Raw genomic sequence first — 16,951 nt, forward strand, 5'->3', positions numbered from 1 at the left:
CGCCCGCTTCGCAGCATCGGGCGGGACTGTCACCGGTTAATCGGTGTTATATATGGGTGCCGGTCCCGTATTCCTTAACGTCACGATCTGGATGGTTTCATGAAGCTCGAGCGCCTTCCTTCTCCTGTGCTTCCGCCCGCCCCCGCCGCCCCGGCGAAACCCCATGTCTTCGAGCTTCATGGCGAGCGGATCCGGGACGATTATGCCTGGCTGAAGGCTGAAAACTGGAAGGACGTGCTCAAGAACCCGCAGGCGCTCGATTCGTCGATTCGCGAATACCTGGAACGGGAGAACGCCTACACGGCGGCGGCCTTCGCGGGCACGGAGGCGTTCCAGCAGCGTCTCGTTGCGGAAATGCGCGGCCGCATCAAGGAGGACGATTCCTCCGTGCCTCAGCCGGACGGGCCCTATTCCTACTTCACCCGCTACCGCGAGGGCGGACAGCATCCCCTCGTCTGCCGCATGCCGCGCGACGGCGGCGCGGAGACGATCATGCTCGACGGGGACAAGGAGGCGGACGGCCACGCCTTCTTCGACCTCGGCGGCGCGGATCACTCTCCCGACCACCGCCTGATGGTCTGGGGCTCCGACGTCAAGGGCTCCGAATACTTCACCCTGCGCGTGCGAGATCTTGAGAGCGGCGAGAATTTCGCCGACGAAGTGCCCCACACCTCCGGCGGCGCCGTCTGGCTCAACGACTCGTCGGGCTTCTACTATGTCGAACTCGACGAGAACCACCGTCCCGTACGCGTCAGGCGCCACATGCTCGGCACGCCGGCCGATCAGGACGCGGTGATCTACGAGGAGAAGGACCCCGGCTTCTTCGTCAAGCTCGGCGTGACGCAGTCCGACGCCTTCGTGCTGATCGAGGCGAGCGACCACGAGACGTCGGAGGTCTATCTCATCGACAGGACCGACCCGACGGCGACGCCGCGCCTGGTCGAGCCGCGCACGCCGAAGCTGCAATACGACGTGGAGCATCACGGCGACAGCCTGATCATCCTGACCAATGCGGACGGGGCCGAGGACTTCAAGATCGTCACGGCGCCGGTCACGACGCCCGGGCGCGCCCATTGGCGCGACCTCGTTCCCTACCGGCCGGGCGTGATGATCCTCTTCGTCATGGCGCTCGCGCGCTATCTCGTACGCCTCGAGCGGGAGAACGCCAATCCCCGCATCGTCCTGCGCGAGATCGCGACCGGCCGCGAGGAGACCATCGCCTTCGAGGAGGACACCTATTCCCTCGGGGTCGATCCCGGCTATGAATTCGATACCGACACGATCCGCTACCGCTACTCGTCCCTCACCACGCCGACGGAAGTCTACGACTACGACCTGCGCACGGCGGAGCGGACCCTGCGGAAGCGGCAGGAAGTGCCGAGCGGGCACAACCCCGCCGATTATGTGACGCGCCGCCTGTTCGCGACCGCGCCCGACGGCGAGCAGGTTCCGATCTCCATCGTCCACCGGCGCGAGATCGCCCTCGACGGAACGGCGCCCTGCCTGCTCTACGGCTACGGCTCCTACGGCATGTCCATGTCGGCGAGCTTCCGCACGGGCATCCTCTCGCTGGTCGATCGCGGCTTCGTCTATGCCATTGCCCATATCCGCGGCGGCACGGAGAAGGGCTGGCGCTGGTATCTCGACGGCAAGCGCGAGAAGAAGACGAACACCTTCACGGACTTCATCGCCTGCGGCGAGGCGCTGATCGCGGCGGGCTACACCGCGCGCGGGCGCATCGTGGCCCATGGGGGCAGCGCGGGCGGCATGCTCATGGGCGCGGTCGCCAATCTGGCGCCGGACCTGTTCGCTGGCATCGTGGCCGAGGTGCCGTTCGTGGACGTGCTCAACACCATGCTCGACGCGGATCTCCCCCTCACCCCGCCGGAATGGCCGGAATGGGGCAACCCGGCCGCCGACGAGGCCGCCTTCCGCACGATCCTGTCCTACTCCCCTTACGACAATGTGAAGCCCCAGGCCTATCCGGCCATCCTGGCGCTCGCGGGCCTCACCGATCCGCGGGTGACCTATTGGGAACCGGCCAAATGGGTGGCGAAGCTTCGCTCCACCGCGACCGGCGGCGGCCCGATCCTGCTCAGGCTCAACATGGATGCCGGCCATGGCGGCGCCTCCGGCCGGTTCGACAGGCTGGAGGAGGTTGCAATCGCCTATACATTCGCGATTAAAACCGTGGCAGGTTTCCAGAACTGATCGAGGCCCTATGTCCAGGGGTCATGTCCGGAAATCGGGGCAACGAGAAGGATGGGACGCGCGTTAAGAGCATCCGCGAGTACGAGTACGAGTACATGAAGAAGCAACGCGAATTGCCGGATGCAAAGAACGGCGCCCCCGCCGCGGGCGACGATCCTGCCCGCATGGCCGAGCTGCGGAGCCGCCTGGAGGCCGCGGAAGCGGAGCTGGACCGGTGCCGCGGCACCCTGCGGATGTCGCTCGACGTGGGAAGGCTCGGCTCCTGGGAGCGCGACCTCGCCACGAACGAGCTCGTCATCGACAAGGCCGGCAAGACGATTCTCGGCGTCGGGCCCGACGACACCCTGACCTACGAGCAATACGAGCGGATGATCCATCCGGGCGACGTGGAGCGGCGCAGTCAGGCCCTCGCCTATGCCCTGGCCACGAAGACCGACCTCAACATCGAGCACCGCATCATCCGCTCCGACGGCCGGATCGGGCGGGTTCTGGTCCGGGGCGGCGCCATCTACGAGGCCGGCCGCCCGATCCGCATCCTCGGCGTCATCCAGGACGTCACCGAGCGTGAAAAGGCCAAGGAGGAGATCAACCTCGCCCAGCGCCGCCAGGAATTCCTCCTGCGCCTGAACGACCAGCTTCGCGGCATCGACGACCCCTACGAGATCATGGAGGCCACCGCCCGCGCCCTGGGCCGTTTCCTCAAGGTCGACTGCGCGGGCTACGGAGAGGTCGACGAGAACCGGGAGCTCATTCTCGTGGAGCGGGAATGGTCCAGGGGCGCGATCAGCAACGAAGGGCGGCACTACCGCCTCCAGGACTTCCTGCCCGACATGCTGGCGGAGCTCAAGCAGGGGCGCACGCTCTCGTTCAACGATCTGAAGAACGACCCCGACCGGGCCAACCTGTCCCGTCAGGGGGTCTTCAACGCGGTGAACGCCAGGACCGCGCTCGCCATCCCCCTGCTCAAGAACCAGCGCCTGACGGCCCTGCTCTATCTGAACGCGGCCGAGCCCCACGAATGGTCCAGCGACGAACTCGCGCTGATCGAGGACGTGGCCGAGCGCACCTGGATCGCGGTCGAGCGGGCCCGGGCGGAAGCCGCCCTGCGGGAGAGCGAGGCGCGCTTCCGCGTGATCGCGGAGTCGCTTCCGGCCCTCGTCTGGATCATCGACACCAACCTGCACCTGACCTATGCCAACGACCGCTGGCGCGAGTTTTCCGGGCTTCCGGCGGAAGACGCCCTCGGCGACAGCTGGATGCACTGGATCCACCCGGACGACCTCGCCCGGGTGCGCGCCGAGATGGAGCCGGTGGGCCGGAGCCAGTCGGCCCACACCACCGAGATGCGCTACCGCACCCTCCAGGGCGAGTATCGCTGGCACATGATCCAGGCCGCGCCGGTTCACGACGCCCGCGGGGAGTTCAGGGGCTGGTGCGGCACGAGCGTGGATATCCACGACCTCAAGGAGACCGAGCAGGCCCTGCGCCGCAGCGAGGAGCAGCTTCGCATCGCGCTCCGGGCCGCGAAGATGGGCGACTGGAACTGGGACATGGACAGCGACGTCATGACCCTGTCGGAACGCGCCGCCGAGATCTTCGGCCTGGAGCCCGGCACCGCCCTGACCTGGACCGACCTGCGCAACCTGCTTCATCCGGCCGACATGGAGCGGGCATCCGCGGCCATGCTGCGGTCCATGGACACCCAGGCGCCCTACGACGTGGAATACCGGATCACCCGCGCCAGCGACGGGGTCCGGGCCTGGGTCGCGGCGCAGGGCCAGACGACCTTCAACGAGTTCGGCATCCTGAGCGGCATGACCGGCGTGGTGCAGGACATCACGGACCGCAAGCACGCCGAGGAGCGCCAGCAGCTCTTGATCCGCGAGCTGCACCACCGGGTCAAGAACACCCTCGCCACCGTGCAGGCCATCGTGGGCTCGACGGCGCGCACCGCGTCGAGCATCGACGATTTCTACCAGGGCTTCGTCGGCCGCATCGTGTCGCTCGCCCGCACGCACAACCTGCTCACTGAAGACCTCTGGCAGAAGGCCTCCCTGGAGGAGCTGGTCCAGACGGAGCTCGGCCCCTACGAGGACGAGGCGAGGAACCGGGTCGTCGTCGAGGGCCCGTCCGTCGAGCTGCCCTCCGAGGCGGCCGTTCCCATCGGCATGGCGATCCACGAACTGACCACCAATGCGGCCAAGCATGGCGCCCTCTCGACCTTCGGCGGTCAGGTGGAGGTGAAATGGGAGGTCGTGCGCGGCGGCGACCGGCCGATCCTTCGCTTCTCCTGGACGGAGCGCGGCGGTCCGCGCGTCTCGATGCCGACCCGCCAGGGCTTCGGCTCGCGCCTGCTGCAACGGGTTCTCGCCACGCAGCTCCAGGCCGATGTGAACATGGATTTCCCGGAAGACGGTTTGCGGTTTACGATGGTGCTGCCCATCCCCGGCGACCCGCCGCTCTTCAATCCGGACAAGTGACATGCTGCTGAATGCCGCCCGCTCGCATCTCGTCGTCGTCGACATGCAGGAGCGCCTCATGCCGGCGATCCTGGACGGCGACCAGGTCGTCAAGCGGGCGCGGGTCCTGATCGCCGCCGCCGCCCGGCTCGGCGTGCCCGTCACCGTGACCGAGCAATATCCCAAGGGCCTCGGCCCCACGGTCTCCGCCGTCGCCGAGGCCCTCCCGGCCGATCCCGTCGTCCTGCCGAAGATGGACTTTTCCGCCGCCGGCGATGCCGCCACCATGGAGCGGATGATGGCCCTGCGCGCCGAGCGGCGCGATCAGGTGGTGCTCTGCGGCGTGGAGGCTCATGTCTGCGTGCTGCAGACCGCCCTGGGCCTGAAGAACGCGGGCTTCGACGTCTTCGTCACGGGGGACGCGGTGTCGAGCCGCTCCGGCCACAGCGTGAGCGCGGCCTGCGCGCGCCTGCTCCATGCGGGCTGTCACTGGGTGACGACGGAGATGGTGGTGTTCGAATGGCTCGAACGGGCGGGCACGGACGATTTCCGCGCCCTGTCGGCGCTCATCAAGTAGCCGAGGAGCCGCGGTCGCCCTCGCCGCCGGACGCGATGAATTCCTTCAGCTCGTCCAGGGAGTTGAACCGGAACACGCCCTGGGGCGTCTGCGCCTCGATCGAGCCGTCCGAGAACATGACGTAGCGGTTGTCGCCGGAATTGTAGGTTCCGACGATCGTGGAGGCGGAATCTCCCGCGTCGGCCCGGGTCTCCTCGTCGGCCGCGGCATCCTCTTCCGGCGCCGCCTCCGTGGCCGGCTCCTCGGTCTCGTCGAAGCCGGGGGGCTCGCGCCGCTCTTCCTCCTCCTCGGGCGCCGCGGACGGCTGCTCTTCTTCCTCGGAACGGACTTCGTCGGGCCCGGGCGCATAGAGGGTTTCGTCGGTCTCGGGATCCTCGATCTCGGTGTAGACCGTCTCGCGGTAGCGGTCGGCGATCAGGAAATCCGGCACCCTCACCTCGGGCGCCTCTTCCTCCTCGGCGACACGCTCGGGCTCGCGGGGGGCCTCGGGATAGACGCGCGGCTCCATGGGCTGGAACAGGTCGGCCGGCGCCTCGTCGCGGCTGTCGGCGGCGGGCCCGGGCTCGAAGTCCCGGTCCCTGTCCAGGTTGCTTTCGGGCGCCTCGGGGAAGAGCGGCAGCGGCGGCTGCTCGGTGCGCGGCTCGGGCTCCGGAGCGGCTTCCGCCGACCGGCTGCCGAACAGCCCGCCGGACAAGGCCGCCAGCGAAAGCCCGCCTGCGGCGGCGGCCGGCGCAAGGGAGGGTTGCGCTGTCGGCAGGGACGCTCCCGCCTCGTCGTCGTTCAGGTCGGCGTGAAGGCGCGCCAGCTCGCCCTGGATCCGGCTCAGCTTGGACACCGCGGCCGCGATGCCCAGAAGCAGCGCACCGCTCGCGGCAAAGACGCTTCCGGCGATCACCATGGTCCAGCCGCGCTCGACCAGAACGATGTCCCAGCCGAGAAAGGCCGCCAGCAATCCGCCTACAATCATCGCGACAGCTAGGGCGAAAAGGGCGATGATCATGCGGGCTCCATGTTACGCAACGTCATGTACATTCAAAGGCAAAGCTATGGTCCTATAGGCCAAAGGCAATATCATGGAAAGCTTGACGGGAAAAAAGTCAGGAGCTTGGCCGTTGCCCTTGGGCTTTCGGCGCTTTAACTAAGCCCCAGAGCATTTTCCGACGTGGATCCGGTTCGCCGTGGAAAATGCGGCACGAGAAGCAGAGGGACCGTTCCGCCTGGACGATCCCCTGGTCGCTCAACCCCGAAGGAGACGCCGATGTCTTTCACCCTGCCCGAACTGCCCTACGCCTACGACGCGCTGCAGCCCTACATGTCGCGGGAAACGCTGGAGTTCCACCACGACAAGCATCACGCCGCCTACGTGAACACCGGCAACAATCTGCTGAAGGGCACCGAGTTCGAGGGCAAGAGCGTCGAGGAGGTCGTCCAGGGCTCCTACGGCAAGAACCAGGCGCTCTTCAACAATGCGGGCCAGCACTACAACCACATCCACTTCTGGATGTGGATGAAGCCCAACGGCGGCGGCGCGCTGCCCGGCAAGCTCGAGAAGAAGATCGTCGAGGATCTCGGCTCCGTCGACAAGATGAAGGAGGACTTCATCCAGGCCGGCGTCAGCCAGTTCGGCTCCGGCTGGGCCTGGCTCGCGGTTAAGGACGGCAAGATCACCGTCATGAAGACCCCGAACGGCGAGAACCCGCTCGTGCACGGCGCGCAGCCGATCCTGGGCTGCGACGTGTGGGAGCATTCCTACTACATTGACTACCGCAACCGTCGTCCCGACTACCTCAAGGCCTTCCTCGACAACCTGGTGAACTGGGAGCATGTCGAGGAGATGTTCGAGACCGCGACGCGGTAAGGAACGATCCCACGACCGTGAACGGGCCCTTCGGGGCCCGTTTTCTTTTGCACGATGCGCTAGGCCCTCGCGGCCTCGATGGCCTGCGGGATCAGCGCCTCGATGGCCTCGATGCGGTCCTGCGGGGCCGGATGGGTGGAGAGGAGCGCCGGGGTGCCGCCCCCGCGCTCGTCCATGCGCCGCCAGAGCTCGGCGGCCTCGCGCGGGTCGTAGCCGGCCTTGGCCATCGTGAACAGGCCGAGCCTGTCGGCCTCCAGCTCCTGGGCCCGGCCATAGGGCCGGACGAGGCCGAACTCCACGCCGACGCCAAGCAAAGCCGCGATCTCGCGGGCGAACGCGACGTCGTTGACCTGGAGCAGGAAGCTGATGAGCTGCAACCCCCATTGCCGCAGCGTCTCGCCGGAGACCCGCTCCCGCGAATGCTCGGCCTGGAGATGCCCGATTTCATGGCCGATGACGGCAGCGAGCTGGCTCTCGTTCTCGGCCACCCGGATCATGCCTTCGAGCACGCCGATCTTCCGTCCCGGCAGCACGAAGGCGTTCGCCTCCGGCTGGGCGAAGACCTGCACCTCCCAGCGGCGGGGATCCTCGCCGGCGGCGACGAGCAGGCGGGTCGCGATCTCGGCCACCTGCCGCTGCGCCCCGGCATCGCGCGAGACGGGCATCCGCTGCTGAAGCCGGCTCCAGGTCTCCAGCCCGAGCTGCTCCACCGTCTCGTCCGAGACGACGAAGGGGGCGATCCGCTCGCAGCCCGCCAGGGCGGGCGCAACGGCGGCGCAGGCCATCAGGCGCAGGGCCTTGCGGCGCGACAGCGCATTCTTCGGGGAGGAGGCGCGGTAGGAAAAATCGCAGTTGCACATCGTATCGACAAACTCCCTGGGCCGTGACTGGTTTCTATCCGCCGGGACGGGGCGAGAGCCGGGCTCCGCATTTTTCCAGCAGGGCGGGAAACGCGTCCGATCCCAGATAGTCGCGCTCCTCCCGGCGACTATCGAGAGCCGGATCGAGGCTGCGCAGTTCGTCGTCCACATAACCCGGGTGGCACATGACGACGGGCTTCGGCCCCAGATGCGAGAAGGCCGCCGCGAAGATCCGGTCGACGGGAATGGAGAGATCGAGGGGTGCGAAGCCGGAAAAGCCTTCGTTCGTCCCGAAGCCGGAGGCGCGGACATCCCCGGCGAATCCTGCCGCCAGGGCCTGGACCACGAAAGCCTTCCTCCGCCCGACGGGACGGCGCAGGATCGCGGCCGGCCCGTCCGACGGGTCCCGCAGCCAGAGGCGCCCGGCATATCCCCGCTCCGTCAGCTCCTCGATCAGCGCCCGCCGGACGACCGGCAGCACATGGACATGCTGGTGCCCGTCCACGAAGGCGGGAGGCTCCCCGTGGTGTTCCACGAAGGCGTCGAGCTGCCGTGCGATCTCGCCGCGCACCTCGTCGGCGGGCACCCGCCGCCTCAAGGCCTTCGCCATCAACGTCCCCAAGGGCGGGAACACGCCGCCGGGGGCAAGCTGCGGCATGGCTCCGAGGGGCCTCCCCGTCGTGAGGTTGAGGTGCAGGCCGATTCCGATGCGTCCCTTCAGGGGCTCCAGCAGAGGGGCGTTGCGCCGCCAGCCCGGCATGTTGGTCACGGCCCCGGTCGCGGAGATGCGGCCGGCCTCCGCCAGCTCGGCGATGCCCCGGCTCACCCCGTCGGCCAGGCCGAAATCGTCGGCGCAGAGCACGACGGAACGCTTCGAGACCATGGATATCCCCAAATTCGGCTTTGCCGCACCCTAATACTCTTGAGGAAAGCCGCAAACTCGGCTCTCAATGCGCGCGACAACGAAGGATCACCGCGTGGCGTCGCCCGAGCTCAGCGTCATCATTCCCGTCCACAACGAGAGCGCCAATATCGCGCCCTTGTGCGGCCGTCTGCTGCCGGTCCTGAACCGGATCACCTCCCGCTGGGAGGTCATCTTCGTCGACGACGGCAGCCGGGACGACACCCTGGACCTGATCAGAGCCCAAAGCCTGAAGGAGCCCCGGATCGGCGCGGTCTCCTTCAGCCGGAACTTCGGCAAGGAGATCGCCATCGCGGCGGGGCTCGACCATGCGCGCGGCGATGCGGTGGTCATCGCGGATGCGGACCTTCAGCACCCGCCGGAGATGATCGAAACCTTCGTGGAGCGCTGGAAGGAAGGCTACGACATGGTCTACGGCCAGCGCACGGACCGGTCGGACGAGACCCGGGCCAAGCGGGGCTTCGCTCATCTCTTCTACCGCCTCTTCGCCCGCTTCGGCGAAATCGAGCTGCCGCCCGGCGCGGGCGACTTCCGCCTCATCGACCGCAAGGGCGTGGACGTGCTGCGGGCGTTGGGCGAGAAGGCCCGGTTCTCCAAGGGCCTCTATGCGTGGATCGGCTTCAAGAGCACGGGCGTGCCCTTCGTGGTCGAGGAGCGCCTCCACGGCGCCACCAAGTGGAGCTTCAGGAAACTCTTTCGCTTCGCCTTCGACGGCATCGCCGCCTTCTCCACGGCCCCCTTGCGGATCTGGACCTATCTCGGCTTCCTGATCTCGTTCCTGGCCATCGCCACGGCCGTCTACTTCCTGGTGCGCACCATGCTGTTCGGCACCGACCTCCCGGGCTTCCCGAGCCTCATCGTCTCGGTCATGTTCTTCTCCGGCATCCAGCTCATGTCGCTCGGCATCATCGGCGAGTATGTCGGCCGCATCTTCGCGGAGGTGAAGCGGCGTCCGCTCTACGTGGTCTCCGAGCGGCTCGGCGGCGCGGCGGAGGTCGGGACGGGCCTCGTCCCGGACGGCTCCCGGATGATGCGCCGGGTCTGACCGATGTTCAGGAAAATCCTGTCCGTCGGCGGCTGGACCCTCGTCTCCCGCCTCACCGGCTTCATTCGCGACGTGGTGATCGCCGCCGTGATGGGCGTCGGCCTGGTGGCGGACGCCTTCCTGGTCGCCCTGCGCATCCCGAACCACTTCCGGGCGATCTTCAGCGAGGGCGCCTTCAACAGCGCATTCCTGCCGACCTATGCCCAGGTGCTGGAGAGCGAGGGCGCGGCCCCTGCCCGCTCCTTCGCGAGCCGCATCACGACCCTGATGCTGATCGTGCAGATCGGCGTGCTCGTCCTCGCCTTCGTCGGCATGCCGGTGGTCGTGACCCTGCTGGCGCCGGGCTTCACCGAGGATCCGGCGAAGTTCGACCTTGCCGTCACCCTGACCCGGATCACCTTTCCCTACCTGCTCTTCATCACCCTGGTGACGATCCTTTCGGGCATCCTCAATGCCCATGAGCGGTTCGCCGCCGCCGCCGCCGCGCCGGTCCTGCTCAACGTCGCCATCGTGGCGGCCCTGGGGGTGGCCTTCCTGTTCCCCAGCGCCGGCCATGCCGCCGCGTGGGGCGTGGCGGCCGCGGGCGTGCTCGAGCTGTTGCTGGTCTGGTTCGCGGCCAAGCGGGCCAAGGCCGCGCCGGGGCTGGAGGCGCCGCGGCTCGACCCGGCCATGAAGCGCTTCTTCAAGACCCTCGGCCCGGCCGTGATCGGCTCGGCGGGCGTGCAGCTCGCCATGTTCGCGGACACGATCATCGCGTCCTTCCTGCCCACGGGCGCGGTCGCGTCCCTGTACTATGCCGACCGGCTCTACCAGCTTCCCCTGGGCGTCATCGGCATCGCGGCCGGCACCGTGGTCCTGCCCGAGATGAGCCGCCGCATCGCGGCGGGCGATGTCGGCGCCGCCCACAACGCGCAGAACCGGGCCATGGGCATGACCCTGGCGCTCGCCGCGCCCTTCCTCGTGGCCTTCGTCGCTATGCCGGAACTCATCATGTCGGCCCTGTTCCAGCGCGGCGCCTTCGACGAAGCGGCGGCGGAGCGCTCCGGCGCGGTGCTCGCCGCCTATGCGCTGGCGCTGCCGCCCGCGGTGCTGATCCGCTCCGCGGTCGCAAGCTTCTACTCGCGCTCCGACACGGTGACGCCGCTCATCGCCTCCCTCTCGGCGGTGGCGGTCAACATCCTCACCAAGGTCCTGCTCATGGACCGTTTCGGCGTCGTCGGGCTCGCGCTCGGCACCGCCGTCGGGATCTGGGTGAATTTCTGCCTCCTCGTCATCCTCGCCTGGCGCCGGGACTGGATGGCGCCGAGCGGGGCGCTCGCCCGCACGCTCGCGGCGGTGGCCACGGCGAGCGTGGTGCTGGCGGCCTTCGCCTGGCTCGCGCCCGCGCCGCTCTCGGCCTGGACGGACACCCTGTCCGTGTGGCGCAACGAGATCCTCCTCGGCCTTCTCGGCACGGGTGGGGCGCTGGTCTACGGCGCGGTGCTGCTCGTCTCGCTGAAGGTTCTGGGAGTCAGGCTCTCGCGCCGCTGATCGAGGCCAGGGTGAACAGCTCCCGCTCGGCCGCGATCCCGCGCAGGCGCTGGCGGCCGAGGGGGCGCACGGGCAGCGGGCTCGCATCCGCGATCCTCTCGGACATGACGACCGCGCAGTCGAGCTCCCGGCACAGCGCCTCCATGCGGCTCGCCTCGTTGACCACCGGGCCGATGACCGTGAAGTCGAGACGGCCGGCGGCGCCGATATTGCCGTAGAACACGTCGCCGCAATGGAGCGCGATGTCGAGGTGGAGCGCGGTCTCGCCCTCGTAGAGGCGGTTGACGGCGTCGTTGCGGGCCAGCGCCGCCTCGGCCGCGCGCACGGCGGCGGCGCAGGCGGCCTCCGAGGGCTGCTCTTCGGTGATGGGGAAAGCCGCGAGAAGCCCGTCGCCCATGAATTTCAGCACCTCGCCGCCCTGCTCGGCCACGGGATCCGCCATGGCTTCGAGATGCCGGTCGAGGCGTTCGATGAGCTGCGTCCCGCCCCCGTCGGCAAGGGCGCTGAAGCCGCGCAGATCGGCGAACATCAGCGCCGCCGTGATGGTGGTGCCGAGGCCGCGCCGGATCTCGCCGCTCAGCACGCGGCGGCCGGCGGAGAGGCCCACATAGGTGTCGAGGATGCCGACGGTCAGGTCGAACAGGGTCATGCGGTAGGCGGCGAGCGCCAGCAGAGGCAGCACGGCGTCGATGCGCGCGACCTCCTCCGGGGAGAAGCCGCCGTCGCGGTGGGACGAGAGCGCCGCCGCGCAGCCGCGAAGATCGGGAGCCGCGGCATTCTCGAAGCTGAACAGGCGGGCGAGATAATCCGTGCCGCCTATCTGCCTGACGTCCTCGAACACGGCGAAAGCCTCCGCGTCGGGTCCGTCGAAGCGCCAGTGGCGCTTCATCTCCCCGATCCTGAGCAGATGGCCGAAGGGACTGACCTCGAAGGCGTCGTTGTTGCGCTCATGGGAGACGCCTTCGACGGACAGACCGGCGGAGCGCGTCCAGACATGGTTGTAGACGCGGAATGTCGGATTGACCGTCGGCAGGGCGAGATAGGCCCGCGCCACGGGAATGCCTTCCGCCGCGAGTCCTTCGGCAAACCCGGCGAGCAGCGGGGCGACGCCTGTGCCGCTCAGGCCCTGTTGAATGATCCAGCTTTCGAGATTCGTCATGGCACGCAATCTAGCATTCCGCAAAGGAATGTTCGCTCGTAGCGTGGCGGATCGGCAAAGCGGGACTACCGGCTCGCGTGGCGTGCCGCGCCGCCCGTATCCGCGATCTCGGTCAGGAGCTTGCGCCGCGCCGCGACCGCGAAGGGCTGCGTCTCGTTCGCGATCTCCACGAAGGAGCCCGGCCCGCCGATGACGTTCTGGCCGTAATAATCCTCCAGCGGCATCCCGCCGGGCCCGCCCGGCCGGCCGCTGCCGGGACGGCGGATCGCCAGGGCATTGATGGTGAAGCCCTTGGCGAGCGCATCCGCCCGCGCCTCCTCCAGCGGGCGCCCGCCCCGGTTCGCTCCGTCGCCGGACACGTCGATCACCTTTCGGGTGCCATCGTGGGCGTTCGTTTCCACGAGGCGGACGGAGAAGTCGATGGCGTTGGAGATGGAATTGTAGCCATAGGCGCCCCGGGGCGCGCTCAGGAGCTTGTCGGCGAAGACCTGGGCGCTCGCGGCGTCGCGGATCACGTGCCAATCGACGATGAGCACCTGCGAACTCGGCCCGCCCCATTCCATGTAGGCGACCGCGATGACGCCGAGGGGGCCGTTCCTGATCCCGTTGAGCACGTCCTCGCTCGTCAGCGCATCGGCCCAGCCCTTGCGCTGGAGGCGCAGTTCCTCGTCGTCGATGGAGCCGGAGCCGTCCGCCGCGAAGACGAGTTCGAGATCGACGGATTCGGCGCGGGCCGCTCCCATCGCGAGGCCGAAAGCGAGCAGGCTGGTCAGTGCAAGGCGCATCGGAAGGCTCCACCGCAGTTCCATGAAAGGGACACACGATGGAGCCATCTAGGGCGTTCTTCCGGCGAAGGGCCAAGGGGGCGGATCACAACTTCGTTGAGACCGGCCTCAGCCCTTCCCGGCCGGGAGAGACGGTCAGCGGGCCTTCAGCAGGTCGCCGACCTCGAGCAGGACGAACTCGTTGTCGTCCGCCTTGTTGGGCTCGCGGCTCGACGAGAAGGGAAGGTTGTTGTCGTTGCCGACGATGATGTGACGGTCGTCGACCACGTCCACGTTCTCGATGGTGAAGAACGGGAAGGTGAGCATCGTGTCGTTCAGCGGCTTGCGGGCCTTCTTGTTCGGATCGGCGATCTGCATGAGATCGACATAGCCGATCTTGCGGACGGGCGCGTTCGCGTTGGCGTCCGACAGCTCGACCTTCACGATGCGCTTGAACTTCGCCACGTCGTGGAAGCAGTCGGACCGCTTCTGGCCCTGCGGGCAGGCCTTGTCGGCCGTTCCCTCGCCGTTGTCGCGCTCGATGATGAGGCCGGTCGTGGCGTCGATCATGTTGAAGTCGCCGATGGCGAGGCCGTTCTGATCCAGAACGTATTTCCAATGGCGGCCGGTCCATTTCCCGTTCGCCACGTCGAATTCGAGAATACGCAGGTATTCGCGCCCGTCGACGTTCTCCCACTGCTTCTTCTCGGCATCCCAGACCGGGCCTTCGAGCAGCGCATAGAGGAACTTTCCGTCCTTCGAGGCCGCCATGCCCTCGTAGCCCTTGGAGCGCCGGACATTGAAGCTGACCGTCCCGGTCGGAACGGCGGGCGTGGTCACGGAGGGATGGTCGGGCGAGCGGGCGGGTTTGCCGTCGATCGACGTCTCGAACACGGCCTCGATCTTGCCGGAGCGGTCGGCCTTGATCAGGAAGGGTCCGAACTCGTCGGCGATCCAGATCTTGTCCCCGATGGGCTGGAAGCTCTCGATGTCGAAGTCGGAGCCGGTGAGATAGCGCTTCTCGGTCGCCTCGTTGGCGATCCGGAACGGCACCTTCTTGTCCGGGTCGTGCAGGAACACGGTCTCGAGGCGGTCGGCCGATCCGCTCGTCCAGTCGATCCGGTAGCGGTTGAGATACAGCATCGAGTCGGGCGAATTGGCCTTCGAGCCGAAACCGTTGTCGGTGAGGACCCAGAAGGTGCCGTCGCCGGCGGACTTGATGCCGGAATGCCCCTGGAGGGGCTGGCCCTTGAAGGGCACCTTCACGCCCGTCGGGCGATCCCCCGACGTGCCTTCCACGGTTCCGAGCGCGTCGACGCGCTTGCCGGTCGTGAACTTGCCCGGCGTCTTGAGGTCGGCGGGCGCATCCGCGGGAGCCTCGACGAAACTCTGCGCCGGGAGGATGGCATGGCCGGCGAGAGAGACCGGGAATTGCTGCTGCGCGAGGGCGCTCGTTCCGAGCAGTGCGGCCAGCGGCAGGGCCGAGAGGAGACGGACAGACATCGTAGACCTTTCATGCTTCTTCAAGCGAGGCCGTCTCTTGAAGGAGCTCGATGTCTGTCCGTTAACGTATCGATGACAACTCTGTTAAGGCTGGGGAATGATCCCCCAGCCTCACGCCGCCTTGCTGGCGCTGTTGCCGTGGGCGTAGGCCCAGTAGAGCTCGCGGGCGCGGCGGTAGAACGGGCCCGGCTGGAGGTCGCGGGAGTCGATGCGCAGCACCGGCATGACCTTGGAATAGTTGCCCGAGATGAAGATCTCGTCGGCGGCCGCGAAATCCTCGTAGCGCAGGGTGGCCTCGACCACCGGCACGCCGTCGTCGCGCAGGAGCTGGATCACGCGCTGGCGGGTGATGCCGTTAAGGAAGGTTCCGTTCGGATACGGCGTGTAGACCGTGCCGTCCTTGGCCATGAACACGTTGGAGGTGCCGGTCTCGGCCACGTTGCCGAGCGCATCGCACACGAGGGCGTTGTCGAAGCCCTTCTCCCGCGCCTCGCGGATCACGCGGGCGTTGTTGGGATAGAGGGCACCCGCCTTGGAATCGGTCGGCATGGATTCCAGGGTCGGGCGGCGGAAGCTCGACTTCATGATGGACAGGCCGCCCGGCACCGGCATCGGCGCCTCGAAGAGCGACAGGCAGAACTGGGTCGAGGCCGGATCGGGCGCGATGGTGGCGATGCCCTCGGCCTCGCCCCAGTACATCGGCTTCACGTAGAGCGCCGTGCCGGGCGCGAACTTCTTCACGCCCTCGCGGACCAGCTCGACGATGGCGTCCGGGGACAGGGTCGGCTCGAGGCCGATGGTGCGGGCGGAGCGGTTCACGCGGGCGCAGTGCAGGTCGATGTCGGGCATGACGCCCTCGAACACGCGCGCGCCGTCGAAGACGGAGGAGCCGAGCCAGGAGACGTGCGAACGGGGCCCGATGAGCGGCGGATTGCCCTCATGCCATGCGCCGTTGAACCAGTTCCAGGTCTGCGAATACCAAGCCACTTTTGTTTTCCTTACCGAACGGAGGGTCACGCTATCGAATCCCCTCCCCGCCCCCGCGTCAATCATTTGGCTGGCTCATGGGTCATAAAGACTTGTGATGAAACGCATGACGAAGGCTGATTGATCTTCGGTTGCGTCGGACGGAGCCGGATGCCAAGCTTGCCCCATGCCGCTGCGCCCCATCATTCCCGCCCAAACCCGAGCCGTGGTCTTCGATGCCTACGGCACCCTGTTCGACGTTCATTCCGCCGTCGCGCGCCATGCGGACCGCGTCGGTCCGGATGCGGCGCGCCTTTCGGAGGTCTGGCGGGCGAAGCAGCTCGAATATTCCTGGGTTCTGTCCCTCGCCGAACGCTACGAGCCGTTCTGGCGGCTCACGGAAAAGGCGCTCGATTACGCGCTGGCCCGCCATCCGGGCGTGGACCCGACGGTGAGGCCGCTGCTGCTCGACGCCTATCGCAGCCTCGATGCCTATCCCGAGGTGCGCCGGACCCTGGAGGCCCTGCGCGGGCGCGGCCTCGGCACGGGCATCCTGTCCAACGGCGATCCGGCCATGCTGCAGGCGGCCGTCTCCTCGGCGGGTCTGCGCGGCCTGCTCGATCCGGTGCTGTCCGTCGAAGCCGCGGGCGTGTTCAAGACGAGCCCGCGCACCTACGACCTCGTCTGCGACGCCCTGTCGGTGTCGCCGCAGGAGGTGGTCTTCGTATCGTCCAACCGCTGGGACATCGCAGGCGCCGCCGCCTTCGGGCTCACGCCGGTCTGGATCAACCGCTTCGGGCTGCCGGACGAATACACGGAATTCGCCCCTCGGGCGGTGGTTTCCTCGCTCGAGAAGCTCCTCTGAGATCGATCCCTGACCCATTGTGGTCAGAGGCTCGCGCCGGAAGCGCCGACCGGCTCTCCTCCCCCACAGGCTTCGGCCGGTTCGAAGCTCATGCAGATGGCGCCAACCTGCTCTCCTCCCCCTTGATACTGCTGGCGAATCCATCATGCACCTGTTGGAAGCGTCATGAGCCTTGTGAATGCTGACTGACGCGTTCGCGCGAGCGGTGTGCCCGCGAACCAAGCCCCTAGCC

The 16,951-nt window shown here is 67.7% G+C and carries 14 protein-coding genes; 7 read left to right on the forward strand and 7 right to left on the reverse strand.

Going from position 1 to position 16,951, the window contains the following annotated elements; all coding sequences use genetic code 11:
- Positions 1–99: 99 nt before the first annotated feature.
- Genes ACFOYU_RS20275 through ACFOYU_RS20285 form a run of 3 tightly spaced genes read left to right on the forward strand, consistent with a single transcriptional unit; the run spans position 100 to position 5,247 of the window.
- A complete protein-coding gene (locus ACFOYU_RS20275; RefSeq protein ID WP_377035013.1) occupies positions 100–2,211 on the forward strand; it encodes a S9 family peptidase in 2,112 nt (703 codons plus the stop codon).
- Positions 2,212–2,234: 23 nt separating this feature from the next.
- On the forward strand, positions 2,235–4,691 hold the full coding sequence (locus ACFOYU_RS20280) for a PAS domain-containing protein (RefSeq protein WP_226741350.1): 2,457 nt from the start codon (positions 2,235–2,237) through the stop codon (positions 4,689–4,691).
- 1 nt (position 4,692) lies between these two features.
- The gene (locus ACFOYU_RS20285; RefSeq protein ID WP_226741351.1) at positions 4,693–5,247 is read left to right on the forward strand and encodes a hydrolase; all 555 of its coding nucleotides are present in this window, start codon (positions 4,693–4,695) and stop codon (positions 5,245–5,247) included.
- On the opposite strand, the gene ACFOYU_RS20290 is transcribed toward ACFOYU_RS20285, so the two are convergent.
- Positions 5,240–6,247, reverse strand: coding sequence for a hypothetical protein (locus ACFOYU_RS20290; RefSeq protein WP_377035014.1), 1,008 nt, complete (start codon positions 6,245–6,247; stop codon positions 5,240–5,242). The two genes, ACFOYU_RS20285 and ACFOYU_RS20290, sit on opposite strands and share 8 nt — an antisense overlap.
- A 258-nt stretch (positions 6,248–6,505) precedes the next feature.
- On the opposite strand from ACFOYU_RS20290, the gene ACFOYU_RS20295 reads away from it, so the two are divergent.
- A complete protein-coding gene (locus ACFOYU_RS20295; RefSeq protein ID WP_226741353.1) occupies positions 6,506–7,105 on the forward strand; it encodes a superoxide dismutase in 600 nt (199 codons plus the stop codon).
- Between the two features lie 59 nt (positions 7,106–7,164).
- Here the strand turns inward: ACFOYU_RS20295 and ACFOYU_RS20300 are convergent, their stop codons facing one another.
- Together ACFOYU_RS20300 and ACFOYU_RS20305 are read right to left on the reverse strand one after the other, a co-directional pair.
- Entirely contained in the window at positions 7,165–7,965 is an 801-nt protein-coding gene (locus tag ACFOYU_RS20300; RefSeq protein WP_226741354.1) for a M48 family metallopeptidase, read from the reverse strand.
- Between the two features lie 34 nt (positions 7,966–7,999).
- Positions 8,000–8,848: a ChbG/HpnK family deacetylase gene (locus tag ACFOYU_RS20305; protein WP_377035015.1), complete on the reverse strand. Its 849-nt coding sequence runs from the start codon at positions 8,846–8,848 to the stop codon at positions 8,000–8,002.
- A 94-nt stretch (positions 8,849–8,942) separates the two neighbouring features.
- Here ACFOYU_RS20305 and ACFOYU_RS20310 point away from each other — a divergent pair, with 94 nt between their 5' ends.
- Positions 8,943–9,932 carry a glycosyltransferase family 2 protein gene (locus ACFOYU_RS20310; RefSeq protein ID WP_226741356.1) on the forward strand — a complete coding sequence of 330 codons (990 nt, stop codon included), beginning with the start codon at positions 8,943–8,945 and terminating at the stop codon, positions 9,930–9,932.
- Between the two features lie 3 nt (positions 9,933–9,935).
- Positions 9,936–11,462, forward strand: a complete 1,527-nt coding sequence (gene murJ, locus ACFOYU_RS20315) for a murein biosynthesis integral membrane protein MurJ (RefSeq protein ID WP_377035016.1) — start codon at positions 9,936–9,938, stop codon at positions 11,460–11,462.
- Here the strand turns inward: murJ and ACFOYU_RS20320 are convergent.
- From ACFOYU_RS20320 to ACFOYU_RS20335, 4 genes are all read right to left on the reverse strand, one after another.
- Entirely contained in the window at positions 11,443–12,621 is a 1,179-nt protein-coding gene (locus tag ACFOYU_RS20320; protein ID WP_226741358.1) for an adenylate/guanylate cyclase domain-containing protein, read from the reverse strand. The genes murJ and ACFOYU_RS20320 overlap by 20 nt on opposite strands.
- A 65-nt stretch (positions 12,622–12,686) precedes the next feature.
- A complete protein-coding gene (locus ACFOYU_RS20325; protein WP_377035017.1) occupies positions 12,687–13,406 on the reverse strand; it encodes a DUF1194 domain-containing protein in 720 nt (239 codons plus the stop codon).
- Between the two features lie 135 nt (positions 13,407–13,541).
- On the reverse strand, positions 13,542–14,888 hold the full coding sequence (locus tag ACFOYU_RS20330) for an esterase-like activity of phytase family protein (protein ID WP_377035018.1): 1,347 nt from the start codon (positions 14,886–14,888) through the stop codon (positions 13,542–13,544).
- A 111-nt stretch (positions 14,889–14,999) separates the two neighbouring features.
- Complete coding sequence (locus tag ACFOYU_RS20335) at positions 15,000–15,875, reverse strand: branched-chain amino acid aminotransferase (protein WP_226741361.1); 876 nt, start codon at positions 15,873–15,875, stop codon at positions 15,000–15,002.
- Positions 15,876–16,041: 166 nt separating this feature from the next.
- Here ACFOYU_RS20335 and ACFOYU_RS20340 point away from each other — a divergent pair, with 166 nt between their 5' ends.
- The gene (locus tag ACFOYU_RS20340) at positions 16,042–16,719 is read left to right on the forward strand and encodes a haloacid dehalogenase type II (RefSeq protein ID WP_226741362.1); all 678 of its coding nucleotides are present in this window, start codon (positions 16,042–16,044) and stop codon (positions 16,717–16,719) included.
- The last annotated feature ends 232 nt before the right edge of the window (positions 16,720–16,951 follow it).

It is taken from the genome of Microvirga sp. GCM10011540 (assembly GCF_042650665.1).
GTDB lineage: Bacteria > Pseudomonadota > Alphaproteobacteria > Rhizobiales > Beijerinckiaceae > Microvirga > Microvirga lenta.

Coding starts and splice junctions, on each gene's coding strand:
- ACFOYU_RS20330 (WP_377035018.1), bottom strand. CDS start 14,888: ATGTCTGTCCGTCTCCTCTCGGCCCTGCCGCTGGCCGCACTGCTCGGA.
- murJ (WP_377035016.1), top strand. CDS start 9,936: ATGTTCAGGAAAATCCTGTCCGTCGGCGGCTGGACCCTCGTCTCCCGC.
- ACFOYU_RS20285 (WP_226741351.1), top strand. CDS start 4,693: ATGCTGCTGAATGCCGCCCGCTCGCATCTCGTCGTCGTCGACATGCAG.
- ACFOYU_RS20295 (WP_226741353.1), top strand. CDS start 6,506: ATGTCTTTCACCCTGCCCGAACTGCCCTACGCCTACGACGCGCTGCAG.
- ACFOYU_RS20305 (WP_377035015.1), bottom strand. CDS start 8,848: ATGGTCTCGAAGCGTTCCGTCGTGCTCTGCGCCGACGATTTCGGCCTG.
- ACFOYU_RS20275 (WP_377035013.1), top strand. CDS start 100: ATGAAGCTCGAGCGCCTTCCTTCTCCTGTGCTTCCGCCCGCCCCCGCC.
- ACFOYU_RS20290 (WP_377035014.1), bottom strand. CDS start 6,247: ATGATCATCGCCCTTTTCGCCCTAGCTGTCGCGATGATTGTAGGCGGA.
- ACFOYU_RS20280 (WP_226741350.1), top strand. CDS start 2,235: ATGTCCGGAAATCGGGGCAACGAGAAGGATGGGACGCGCGTTAAGAGC.
- ACFOYU_RS20325 (WP_377035017.1), bottom strand. CDS start 13,406: ATGCGCCTTGCACTGACCAGCCTGCTCGCTTTCGGCCTCGCGATGGGA.
- ACFOYU_RS20340 (WP_226741362.1), top strand. CDS start 16,042: ATGCCGCTGCGCCCCATCATTCCCGCCCAAACCCGAGCCGTGGTCTTC.
- ACFOYU_RS20300 (WP_226741354.1), bottom strand. CDS start 7,965: ATGTGCAACTGCGATTTTTCCTACCGCGCCTCCTCCCCGAAGAATGCG.
- ACFOYU_RS20320 (WP_226741358.1), bottom strand. CDS start 12,621: ATGACGAATCTCGAAAGCTGGATCATTCAACAGGGCCTGAGCGGCACA.